12 protein-coding genes and 1 tRNA gene are annotated in these 9,114 nt (G+C 71.9%); 5 read left to right on the top strand and 8 right to left on the bottom strand.

The annotated features are described in order from the left end of the window. Positions 1 to 297: TIGR02266 family protein (locus PSR1_RS19170; protein ID WP_152643384.1), on the bottom strand; the 297-nt coding region annotated here is incomplete at its 3' end. Between the two features lie 187 nt (positions 298 to 484). Here PSR1_RS19170 and PSR1_RS19165 point away from each other — a divergent pair. From PSR1_RS19165 to PSR1_RS19155, 3 genes are all read left to right on the top strand, one after another. Beyond that, positions 485 to 1,801 carry an inositol-3-phosphate synthase gene (locus tag PSR1_RS19165; RefSeq protein WP_059439027.1) on the top strand — a complete coding sequence of 439 codons (1,317 nt, stop codon included), beginning with the start codon at positions 485 to 487 and terminating at the stop codon, positions 1,799 to 1,801. Between the two features lie 33 nt (positions 1,802 to 1,834). Continuing rightward, positions 1,835 to 2,158, top strand: coding sequence for a ferredoxin FdxA (gene fdxA, locus PSR1_RS19160; protein WP_011420590.1), 324 nt, complete (start codon positions 1,835 to 1,837; stop codon positions 2,156 to 2,158). A gap of 91 nt (positions 2,159 to 2,249) precedes the next feature. Beyond that, positions 2,250 to 2,331, top strand: a tRNA-Leu gene (locus PSR1_RS19155). A 111-nt stretch (positions 2,332 to 2,442) separates the two neighbouring features. Here the strand turns inward: PSR1_RS19155 and secG are convergent. From secG to PSR1_RS19130, 5 genes are all read right to left on the bottom strand, one after another. Then, entirely contained in the window at positions 2,443 to 2,805 is a 363-nt protein-coding gene (secG, locus tag PSR1_RS19150) for a preprotein translocase subunit SecG (RefSeq protein WP_059439026.1), read from the bottom strand. After that, positions 2,802 to 3,563 carry a triose-phosphate isomerase gene (gene tpiA / locus PSR1_RS19145; protein WP_059439025.1) on the bottom strand — a complete coding sequence of 254 codons (762 nt, stop codon included), beginning with the start codon at positions 3,561 to 3,563 and terminating at the stop codon, positions 2,802 to 2,804. The genes secG and tpiA overlap by 4 nt, the downstream gene beginning before the upstream one ends. Before the next feature lie 2 nt (positions 3,564 to 3,565). Beyond that, the gene (gene pgk, locus PSR1_RS19140) at positions 3,566 to 4,756 is read right to left on the bottom strand and encodes a phosphoglycerate kinase (protein ID WP_059439024.1); all 1,191 of its coding nucleotides are present in this window, start codon (positions 4,754 to 4,756) and stop codon (positions 3,566 to 3,568) included. Between the two features lie 6 nt (positions 4,757 to 4,762). Then, positions 4,763 to 5,764 carry a type I glyceraldehyde-3-phosphate dehydrogenase gene (gene gap, locus PSR1_RS19135; RefSeq protein WP_059439023.1) on the bottom strand — a complete coding sequence of 334 codons (1,002 nt, stop codon included), beginning with the start codon at positions 5,762 to 5,764 and terminating at the stop codon, positions 4,763 to 4,765. Between the two features lie 161 nt (positions 5,765 to 5,925). After that, positions 5,926 to 6,156 (bottom strand): hypothetical protein, encoded by a 231-nt coding sequence (locus PSR1_RS19130; RefSeq protein ID WP_059439022.1) that lies wholly within the window; start codon positions 6,154 to 6,156, stop codon positions 5,926 to 5,928. 230 nt (positions 6,157 to 6,386) lie between these two features. Here PSR1_RS19130 and PSR1_RS19125 point away from each other — a divergent pair, with 230 nt between their 5' ends. Then, positions 6,387 to 7,979, top strand: coding sequence for an NAD(P)/FAD-dependent oxidoreductase (locus PSR1_RS19125; RefSeq protein WP_059439021.1), 1,593 nt, complete (start codon positions 6,387 to 6,389; stop codon positions 7,977 to 7,979). Beyond that, entirely contained in the window at positions 7,976 to 8,254 is a 279-nt protein-coding gene (locus PSR1_RS19120) for a hypothetical protein (protein WP_059439020.1), read from the top strand. Before PSR1_RS19125 ends, PSR1_RS19120 begins: the two co-directional genes overlap by 4 nt. Before the next feature lie 133 nt (positions 8,255 to 8,387). On the opposite strand, the gene PSR1_RS19115 is transcribed toward PSR1_RS19120, so the two are convergent. Both PSR1_RS19115 and PSR1_RS19110 read right to left on the bottom strand, forming a co-directional pair. Continuing rightward, the gene (locus tag PSR1_RS19115; protein WP_059439019.1) at positions 8,388 to 8,744 is read right to left on the bottom strand and encodes a cupin domain-containing protein; all 357 of its coding nucleotides are present in this window, start codon (positions 8,742 to 8,744) and stop codon (positions 8,388 to 8,390) included. A gap of 30 nt (positions 8,745 to 8,774) precedes the next feature. Further along, positions 8,775 to 9,114 (bottom strand): SPOR domain-containing protein (locus PSR1_RS19110; RefSeq protein ID WP_160309038.1); only part of this gene is annotated, 340 nt, incomplete at its 5' end.

The following is a 9,114-nucleotide window of genomic DNA, read 5'->3' as shown; positions in this document are numbered from 1 at the left end:
GGGCGAGAGGTCCACGAACTTGATCCCCATGCCCGGGACGCGGGCCGGCTCGCCGGGCGCCGACGGGGGCGTGCTCCAGCGCACCACCCCGCTGCCGTGGATCACCTGGTCGCCGGACTCGAGCACCACGTCCAGGCGCAGCGGCGTCCCGGGCGGCTGCGGCTCGAGCGTCCGCACGAACAGGCCGCCGCGCGAGACGTTCAGCGCGAAGCGATCGACGAATTCGTCCACCGATCCGTAGGCCAGCCGGATGCGGAGCAAGACGGGGACACGGGGGTCGCGGCGTTCCTGCGGCATTTCGACGGATTGTACCCCTGACGGGCCGCCCCGCCAGCCCGAGCCCAATGGCGGCCCTTTCGCGACGGCCGGTGGCCTACGCTTCCGGTGAGCGGTCGCCCGCCCGGCCACGCGTCAGGCCTTGCGGCGGCGGCCACGGCCCGAAACCTTGTCGGGAGCGGTCGCGCACCGCCGGGAGGAAGCCAACGTGAGGAAGCCACGCTCGATCGCGCCGGCGAAGGGCCGGCTGGCCGTGCTCGTGCCGGGACTGGGCGCCGTCGCCACCACCTTGATCGCGGGGGTCGAGGCGGTGAAGCGCGGGATGGGCAAGCCGATCGGCTCGCTCACGCAGATGGGCACGGTGCGGCTCGGCAAGCGCACCGAGAAGCGGGCGCCGCTGGTCCGCGAGCTGGTGCCCATCGCCGCGCTGGAGGACGTGCGCTTCGGCGCGTGGGACCCGTTCCCGGACGACGCCTACGCGTCCGCGACCCACGCCTCGGTGCTCGACCACGCGCTGCTCGAGCAGCTGCGCGTCCCGCTGTCCGCGGTCCGGCCCATGCCGGCGGTGTTCTCGCCCGAGTACGTGCGCCGGCTCGACGGGCCGAACGTGAAGAAGGCGCCGAGCAAGCTGGAGCTGGGCGAGGCGCTGCGCGAGGACATCCGCCGCTTCCTGCGCGAGAACGACTGCGCCCGCGCGGTGATGCTGTGGTGCGCGTCCACCGAGGTGTACCTGGAGCCGTCGGCGGTCCACGCGGAGCTGGGGCGGTTCGAGAAGGCCATGGCGGCGAGCGACCCGGCCATCGCCCCCTCGATGATCTACGCGTGGGCGGCGCTGAAGGAGGGCGTGCCGTTCGGGAACGGCGCGCCGAACCTCACCGTGGACGTCCCGGCGCTGCAGCAGCTCGCCCGGAAGCAGGGCGTGCCCATCGCCGGCAAGGACTTCAAGACCGGCCAGACCATGATGAAGACGGTGCTCGCGCCGATGCTCAAGGCGCGGCTGCTCGCCCTGAACGGCTGGTTCTCCACCAACATCCTGGGCAACCGCGACGGCGAGGTGCTCGACGATCCCGGCAGCTTCAAGACCAAGGAGGTCTCGAAGCTCTCCGCGCTCCAGTACATCCTGCAGCCGGAGCTGTACCCCGACCTCTACGGCCACTTCGACCACCAGGTTCACATCGAGTACTACAAGCCGCGCGGCGACAACAAGGAGGGGTGGGACAACGTCGACATCGAGGGCTGGCTCGGCTACCCGATGCAGATCAAGGTGAACTTCCTCTGCCGGGACTCGATCCTGGCGGCCCCGGTCGCGCTCGACGTGGCGCTGTTCCTCGACCTGGCGCAGCGCGCCGGGATGTCCGGGATCCAGGAGTGGCTCTCGTTCTACTTCAAGAGCCCCATGGTCGCCGAGGGGCTCTACCCCGAGCACGACCTGTTCATCCAGCTCACCAAGCTGAAGAACACGCTCCGCCACCTGGCGGGCGAGGAGCTCATCACCCACCTCGGGCTCGACTATTACGAGCCGTAGATTAGGAACCCGTCCCCTCCTGGAGGACGCGCCATGGCCTACGTCGTCGCCGAGCCCTGCATCAAGTGCAAGTACACCGACTGCGTCGAGGTCTGTCCGGTGGACTGCTTCTACGAGGGGCCGAACTTCCTCGTCATCCATCCCGACGAGTGCATCGACTGCGGCGCCTGCGAGCCCGCCTGCCCGACCAAGGCCATCTTCCCGGAGGAGAGCCTGCCGGCGAAGTGGAACGAGTACGTCCAGCTCAACTCCGAGCTGAGCAAGGCCTGGCCGAACATCACCGAGAAGAAGGACCCGCTGCCCGAGGCCGAGGAGTGGAAGGACGTGGAGGAGAAGCGGGACAAGCTGGAGCGGTGACCGGCGCGGAATCCTCCGCCTTCCTGACCCGTTCGCGTTTTCCGCTGTTGCGCCCGGAACGGGCCTTTGCTAGAAACCGTCCGCTCCGAACGCCCAGGTGGTGGAACTGGTAGACACACCATCTTGAGGGGGTGGCGCCGTAAGGCGTGCGAGTTCGAATCTCGCCCTGGGCACACCGAACAGCAGAAAGGGGATCCGGCGAACCCGGATCCCCTTTTCTTTTGCCCTTCGCTGGAGTCCCCGGGGACGGGCGCCCGCGCGACGCGAGCGCCCTGCCCTCCTCGCTACTTCGCGGGCGCGGGCTGCGCCGGGGCCGCCGGCTGCTGGGCCGGGGCGGGCTGCGCGGGCGCCGGGAGCTGCGCGCCGGGCGCGAACGGCGCCGGGGCGGGCGCGGCCTCGCGCTCGACCACCGAGCTGGTGCGCGACGCGTGGTAGGCGAGCGTCAGCGAGGTGAGCATGAAGATGCCCGCCGACACGCTGGTGACCTTGCCGAGGAACGTCTGGGAGCCGCGGCCGCCGAACACCGTCTGCGAGCCGCCGCCGCCCAGGCCGGCGCCCATGCCCCCGCCCTTACCGGCCTGGAGCAGGATCACGAGGATGAGGAAGACGCAGACGAGGACGTGGAGGACGGTGACGAGCGTGATCAACGGAGTGCACCTTTCACGATGGCGAGGAAGTCCTTCGCCTTCAGGCTGGCCCCGCCGACGAGCGCGCCGTCGACGTCGGGCTGGGACATCAGTTCCTGGGCGTTCTCGGGCTTGACCGAGCCGCCGTATTGAATCCGGATCGCGTCCGCCACGGAACCCCCCATCTCGCGGAGGATCTTCCGGATGGCCGCGTGGACCTCCTGCGCCTGGGCGGAGGTGGCGGTCTTGCCGGTGCCGATGGCCCACACCGGCTCGTAGGCGACGGTCACCCGGCCCAGTGCCCCGGCGTCCAGCCCGGCGAGCCCCTGGCGCACCTGCCGGTCCACCACCTCGAGCGTGCGGCCCGCCTCGCGCTCGGCGAGCGTCTCGCCGACGCAGACGATGGGCGCGATGCCGGCGCCGAGCAGCGCGCCCACCTTCTTGCGGACGGCCTCGTCGGTCTCGCCGAACAGCTGGCGCCGCTCGCTGTGGCCCACGATGCCGTGCCGGCAGCCCGCCTCCGCCAGCATCGCGGCGGACACCTCGCCGGTGAACGCGCCCTGGGCCTCCCAGTGCACGTCCTGCCCGGCGACCTCGATCGCCGAGCCGGCCGCCGCCTGCGCGGCCGCGTGGACGGCCGTGAACGGCGGCGCCACCGCCACCTGCACCTTCCCGGCGGCGTCGCCGAGCCCGGCGGCCAGCTCCTTCACGAGCTGGACCGCCTCGGCCACGGTCTTGTGCATCTTCCAGTTGCCGCAGACGAACTTGGTGCGGGGCACGCTCACTCCTCGCACGCCTTCACGCCGGGGAGCTCCCGCCCCTCGATGAACTCGAGGCTGGCGCCGCCGCCGGTGGAGACGTGCTTCATCTTGTCCACGAGGCCGGCCTGCTCGACCGCCGCGGCGCTGTCACCGCCGCCGACGACCGTGACGGCCGGGCTCGCCGCCATCGCCCTGGCGATGCCGAACGTCCCCTCCGACCACGGCTTCTGCTCGAACAGGCCCATGGGGCCGTTCCAGAAGACGGTCTTCGCGCCGGCGATGCGCTGCCGGTAGCGGTCGAGCGTCTTCGGGCCGATGTCGAGCCCCATGAGGCCGTCGGGGATGGCGCGATCGTTCACCACCACGCGCTCCGCCGTCTCCTTGGGCTCCGCGCCGCAGACGTGGTCCACCGGGAGCAGCAGGTCCACCTTGCGGGCCTCGGCGCGCTCCAGGATCTGGCGGGCCAGCTCGAGCTTGTCCTCCTCGACCAGGCTCCGCCCCACCGGCACGCCCTGCGCCTTCAGGAACGTGTAGGCCATGGCGCCGCCCACGCAGACGGCGTCGGCCTTGGCGATGAGGTTCTCGAGCACCTTGATCTTGTCGGACACCTTGGCGCCGCCGACGATGGCCACGAACGGCCGCGCCGGGCTGCCGAGCGCCTTGCCCAGGTACTCGACCTCCTTCTGCACCAGGAAGCCGGCGGCCTTCTCCTTCACGAACCTGGCCATGCCGGCGGTGGAGGCGTGGGCGCGGTGGGCGGTGCCGAACGCGTCGTTCACCCACACGTCGGCCAGGCTGGCCAGCTCGCGGGCGAACGCCTCGTCGTTCTTCTCCTCCTCCGGGTGGAAGCGGAGGTTCTCGAGCAGCAGCACGTGCCCGTCCTTCAGGTCCCGCACCAGCTTCTTGACCCCGTCCCCGACGCAGTCGTCCGCCAGGATCACGTCCTGGGAGAGCAGCTCGGAGAGCCGCACCGCGGCGGGCTCGAGGGTGAGCTTGGTGCGGTCCTCCGGCTTGCCCTTCGGGCGGCCCAGGTGCGAGGCGAGGATCACCTTCGCCTTGGCCTGGATGGCGTGGCGGATGGTCGGCAGCGCGGCGCGGATGCGCGCGTCGTCGGTCACCCTGCCCTGCGGGTCGAGCGGGACGTTGAAGTCCACGCGGATGAAGACCCGCTTGCCCGCGAGCTCGAGGGCGTCGATGGTCTTGAGCGCCATGGCGGCCTACTTCGTGACGAGCTTCGCCACGTCCACCATGCGGTTCGAGAAGCCCCACTCGTTGTCGTACCAGGCGAACACCTTCGCGAAGTTCCCGTCGATGACGAAGGTGTTGGTGGCGTCGAAGATCGACGAGTGCGGGTTGTGGTTGTAGTCCACCGAGACGGTCGGCGCCTCGGAGTACTCGAGCACGCCCTTCAGCGCGCCCTCCGCCGCCTTCTTGAACTCCGCGTTGATCTCCTCGGCGGTGGCGCTCCTCTCCAGCTCCACCGTGAGGTCCACCAGCGAGACGTTCGGCGTGGGGACGCGCACCGCGGTGCCGTGCAGCTTGCCCTTGAGCGCCGGGATCACCTCGGCGACGGCCTTGGCGGCGCCGGTGGTGGACGGGATCATCGACAGCGCGGCGGCGCGGGCGCGGCGCAGGTCCTTGTGCGGCAGGTCGAGCAGGTTCTGGTCGTTCGTGTACGAGTGGATCGTCGTCATCAGGCCGCGCTTGATGCCGAACGACTCGAGCAGGACCTTCGCCACCGGCGTGAGGCAGTTGGTGGTGCAGGACGCGTTCGAGATGATCTTGTGCTTCGAGAGATCGAGCTGCTGGTGGTTGATGCCGTAGGCGACGGTGATGTCCGGGCCCTTCGCCGGGGCCGAGATCAGCACCCGCGGCGCGCCGGCCTGGAGGTGGCCCTCCGCCTTGGCGCGCTCGGTGAACAGGCCGGTGCACTCCAGCACCAGGTCCACCTTGTTCGCGGCGTGGGGCAGGTCGGCCGGCGACTTGATGGCCGTGACCTGGATCTCCTTGCCGTTCACCACGATGCCCTTGTCCGTCGCCTTCACCTCGGCGTTCAGGACGCCGTGCACCGAGTCGTACTTCAGCAGGTGCGCCAGGGTCTTCGTGTCGGTGAGGTCGTTGATGGAGACGAACTCGAGATCCTTCTCCCCGCGCTCGATGGCAGCGCGAACGATGCAGCGACCGATGCGACCGAACCCGTTGATTGCGATACGCGCCATGCGCCGCCCTCCTCCTGGGGGTTGAAAAGGTGGCCTAAGCTACTTTCCGCGACATGGGGAGTCAACGGAAACGAGGTGGGACGGGGGCCGGAAAAAAGCAAGGACGGCGCCGGGTTCTCCCGGCACCGTCCGCGCGCTCCGAAGTCGTCGGTGCGGTCGCGCTAGAGCGCGGCCCGCCAGCCTTCCTTCGCGTCCTCGCCGAGGAGCTGGGGCGGCGTGGCCCGGAGGGCCTCGGCCTCGTGCTCGCCCTTGAGATCCTGGGTGACGAGATCGATGAGCTCGGTCGAGAGGCTCAGGATCTGGTTGGGCGAGTAGCCGTTGCCACGCAGCTCCTTGAAGAGCGACTTCGCGAGGATCTGGGTTCCCTTGACGTCGAGCATGCCTGGCACCATTGAGTTTCTCCCGCGCGGAGCGGACCGGGCCGCGCCGCAAACGACCGTGGCCCCCGGAAGCAGCAAGGGGCGGGCCAAACCCGTTCGAAGGTGACGCCACCAATCTTTTCATGTAGTTGTGCCCTTCCAGGCCCTTTCCGGAGCCGAGGGCTGGTGCGTAGGCCGGTTCGCATCCCCTGCCCGCGTGACAGGCCGGCGCGTAACCCGCTTCGCGGTCTGAGAGGAGTCGCTTGCGGTACAGGGTCTCGAACATCCCGCTCTGGCTCGACGAGGACGAGGCGCTGCTGACGCGCCGCGCGGCCGAGCGCCTGGGCGTCTCGGCCGCGCACCTCCGCGACGCGCTGGTGATCCGGCGCTCGCTCGACGCGCGGAAGAAGGGCCACGCGCGCTGGCTGGTGAACCTCGAGGTGACGGTCGAGGGCGAGGTCCGCGGCGCGGGCGCCGACGTGACGCCCGCCCCCGCCCCCGAGCCGCCGGCGCCCCGCGTGCGCGCCCCGGCCGCCCGGCCGATCATCCTCGGGGCGGGCCCCGCCGGCCTGTTCTGCGCCTGGGAGCTGCTCGAGCGCGGCGTGCCGTCGGTGGTGGTCGATCGCGGCAAGCCGGTCGGGCCGCGCCGGCGCGACGTCGCCGAGCTGATGCGGTCCGGCGCGCTCGATCCCGAGTCGAACATGAACTTCGGCGAGGGCGGCGCGGGCGCGTACACCGACGGCAAGCTCGGGACGCGCATCCACCACCCCGCGGTGCGCAAGGTCGTGGAGCTGTTCGCCCGCTTCGGGGGCGTGTCGCGGATCCTGGCCGAGGGCAAGCCGCACGTCGGCTCCGACCTCCTGCCCGGCGCCATCTCCGCCATGCGCGAGGAGCTGGAGCGCGGCGGCTGCACGTTCCTGTGGGGCGCCCGCGCCGTGGACCTGGAGCTCGCCGGCGGACGCTTCCGCGGCCTGACGCTCGCCGACGGCCGGACGCTCGACTCGGACCGGCTGGTGCTCGCGCCCGGCAACAGCGCGCGGGAGCTGTTCGAGCTGTTCGCCCGCCGGGGCTGGCCCGTCGAGGCGAAGCCGTTCGCCGTCGGGTTCCGCGCGGAGCACCCGCAGCCGCTCATCGACCGCATCCAGTACGGCACCGAGCGGCGCCACCCCAGGCTCCCCCCGGCGGACTACAAGCTGGCCGACAACCCGCGGGTCGCGGGCGAGGCGCGCGGCGTCTTCTCGTTCTGCATGTGCCCCGGCGGCGTGGTGGTCCCCACCCCGACCGAGCCCGAGATGCAGTGCACGAACGGCATGTCCAACTCGCACCGCAGCTCGCCGCTCGCGAACGCGGGCATGGTCGTGGCGGTCTCGCCCGCCGACTTCGCCGCCGAGGGCTTCGAGGGACCGCTCGCCGGGCTGGAGTGGCAGCGCAAGTGGGAGCGGGCGGCCTTCCGGCTCGGCGGCGGCGGCTACCACGCGCCGGCGCAGCGGCTGTCGGCCTACCTCGCCGGCCGCCCCGGTGCGCCGCCCGGCCGCACCTCGTACCGCCCCGGCGTGGTGCCCGCCGACCTGTCGCAGCTCTTCCCGGCGGCGGTGCGCGACGCGCTCCGCGCCGGGCTGCGCAGCTTCGAGAAGCGCATGCACGGGTTCGTCACCGACGAGGCGCTGCTCATCGGCGTCGAGACCCGCACCAGCGCGCCCTGCCGCCTGGTGCGCGGCGACGACCTGCAGAGCCCGGCGCTCCGCGGCGTCTATCCCGCCGGCGAGGGCGCCGGGTACGCGGGCGGCATCGTCTCGTCGGCGGTGGACGGCGTGCGCGTCGCCGAGGCCATCGCCGCGGAGCTGGGGCCGGCATGAGGCGCGCGCCCATGCGCTACCACGTGCGGGACGCGAGCGGCCGGGAGCTGGTGGTCCCGTCGCTCGCCGACCTGCACGCGCTCTACGCGCACGGCTTCCTCGGCGACGACGACCTGGTCCGCGCGGAGACCTCCGACCGCTGGACGCGCGCCGGGGCCATGCACGCGCTGCAGGGCGTGCGCGAGACGCGCGCCGAGAGCCCGCGGAAGGTGGCGCTGCTCCTCGCGGCGCTGGTCGTCATCGCGACCGCGATCGGGATCCTGCTCTCGCGCTGACGAGACGCGCTCCCGCCGCCGCGCGCCCTGCCGCGCCCCGCCGCCGGCGCGCGGGTGCGTTCGCGCCCCGGAGCGCGTGCGAAGCGTCCGGCGCGCCTGCGCGAGGCAACCCCGGCGTCGCCCGCGGCCCGGCTCAGCGCCCGTAGTCGTCCTGGACGCGCACCACGTCCTCGACCTCGGGCGTGGACACCTCCAGCACGTCGCAGTCGGTGATCGCGCGCATGCGGTGCACCGTGCCCGGCCGCACGTGGTAGCTGTCGCCCGGGCGCATGGGGTGATCGACCAGGCGGCCGTCCTCCTGGAGGACGAGCACCATCTCGCCGCTCCAGAGGTGGATCGTCTCGTCCTTCTTCACGTGGTACTGCAGCGAGAGCTGCGTCCCCGCCTTCACGTGCAGGAGCTTGCCGACGTAGCGCTCGGTGTGGGCCCACCACAGCTCGTGGCCCCAGGGCTTCTCGACGCGCTTCGGGTTCTCGAACGTGCTCGTCATGTGTCTGCGGCTCCCGACGTGAAGCTAGGCTCACCGGCTCGCGGTCACGAATCCCTTCGCCCCGGATTCCCGCTCGGCGTCGCGCAGGTAGCGCTCCGCCTCCGCGCGGGTGGCGAAGCTGCCCGCCCGCACCCGGAAGAAGCGGCCCTTGCCCGGGACGTCCGCGGCCTCGATGCGCGGCGAGAGCGTCCGGTACTTCGCGGCGATCCGCTCGGCCTCGGTCCGGCTCTGGGTGGCGGCGAGCTGGACCACGAACGCGCCGGCCGCGGCGGGCTTCGGCGCCGCGGCCACCGGCGCCGCCGGCGCGGCGGCCGGCTTCGGAGACGCCGCGGGCGCGGGGGCCGGGGCGGCCGCGGGCTTCGCCGGCGCG

The sequence above is a fragment of the Anaeromyxobacter sp. PSR-1 genome, assembly GCF_000964525.1.
Lineage (GTDB): Bacteria > Myxococcota > Myxococcia > Myxococcales > Anaeromyxobacteraceae > Anaeromyxobacter.
This window is presented reverse-complemented; position numbering and strand designations above follow the sequence as displayed.

Excerpts from the sequence above, each read along its gene's own strand:
- fdxA (WP_011420590.1), top strand. The coding sequence starts at position 1,835 with ATGGCCTACGTCGTCGCCGAGCCCTGCATCAAGTGCAAGTACACCGAC.
- pgk (WP_059439024.1), bottom strand. The coding sequence starts at position 4,756 with ATGGCGCTCAAGACCATCGACGCCCTCGAGCTCGCGGGCAAGCGGGTC.
- gap (WP_059439023.1), bottom strand. The coding sequence starts at position 5,764 with ATGGCGCGTATCGCAATCAACGGGTTCGGTCGCATCGGTCGCTGCATC.
- PSR1_RS19130 (WP_059439022.1), bottom strand. The coding sequence starts at position 6,156 with ATGGTGCCAGGCATGCTCGACGTCAAGGGAACCCAGATCCTCGCGAAG.
- PSR1_RS19120 (WP_059439020.1), top strand. The coding sequence starts at position 7,976 with ATGAGGCGCGCGCCCATGCGCTACCACGTGCGGGACGCGAGCGGCCGG.
- PSR1_RS19115 (WP_059439019.1), bottom strand. The coding sequence starts at position 8,744 with ATGACGAGCACGTTCGAGAACCCGAAGCGCGTCGAGAAGCCCTGGGGC.